This is a genomic window from Reichenbachiella sp. (assembly GCF_039941815.1).
GTDB lineage: Bacteria > Bacteroidota > Bacteroidia > Cytophagales > Cyclobacteriaceae > Reichenbachiella.
Genome location: NZ_JBDVDW010000081.1, coordinates 1 through 1,108, shown reverse-complemented (window position 1 = coordinate 1,108; position 1,108 = coordinate 1). Strand labels below are relative to the sequence as shown.

Annotated in this window: 1 protein-coding gene; it reads left to right on the top strand. The window is 45.0% G+C overall.

Annotated elements, in window-relative coordinates; all coding sequences use genetic code 11:
- The coding region (locus tag ABJF11_RS20600) for a transporter associated domain-containing protein (RefSeq protein WP_348122187.1) at positions 1 to 687 on the top strand (687 nt) is incomplete at its 5' end.
- Positions 688 to 1,108 lie beyond the last annotated feature (421 nt).

The following is a 1,108-nucleotide window of genomic DNA, read 5'->3' as shown; positions in this document are numbered from 1 at the left end:
GTTTCTGAGGTACAAGCTCGTGACATTATGATCCCGCCGTCACAAATGGTGGTGATCAAATCTGAAGATGACCCAAAAACCTCAATCCGTAAAGTGATTGAATCGTCCCATTCACGCTTCCCTGTTGTGGGCGAAGACTCGGACAAAATCCTTGGCGTCTTGTTAGCCAAGGATTTACTTCCACTCCTCTTCAAAGACGAAGAAATTGTTATTGATGATATTTTAAGTCGTTTACGTCCTGCTAACTTTATTCCAGAAAGTAAGCGTCTAAATGTTTTGCTAAACGACTTCCGTACCAAGCGCTACCACATGGCCATCGTTCTTGATGAATACGGCAGTGTCTCAGGCCTTGCCACCATTGAAGATGTGCTAGAGCAGATTGTTGGCGAAATCGAAGATGAAACCGACAAACTAGACAGTGAAGATATTCAAGTAACAGATCAATCTGGTGTATTCAGAGTTTCCGCACTATGTAGCATTGAAGAGTTTAACGAATTTTTTAAATGCGACCTTAGCGAAGAAGAGTTTGACACCATTGGCGGCATCTTAGTACAACAATTTGGACATGTTCCACTTAGAGATGAGTCCATTGCCTTTAATGGTCTTCACTTTAACGTCATAAAATCTGATGGTCGTCGTGTAAAGACGATCCAAGTCTCTCAGCCTTTTGCGGACACCGCGGAATAAGATATGAATTCGTCTCGTCATGATGCTCTCTTAGCAACTAAGACGGGGCGAATTTCCCTCCTGTTAAACCATCTGTCCTCTTTCCCCACTCCAGTTATTTATCTAATAGGCATTGTGGCAGGACTAATTGGAGTGAGCAGCTTCTCCCCTTTCCATTTCTGGCCAGCGTATTTCATCACCATTGTGGTGTACGGCTTGCTCGTCATGACCAGCCCGACAGCAAAAGTCGCCTGTTATCGAGGCAGCTCTGTCGCTCTAGGTTTTTTCTCTGGAGGCGTCTCTTGGGTGTTTGTCAGTATTTCCGAATACGGGCAGGTGGGGAACGTCATAGCGATCGTCATCACTCTTGGCTTTATCGCTGTTTTGACCCTGTTTTGGAGTTTCTCTGCTTGGCTTGGCTGGCATCTTAGCCGAAAAATCC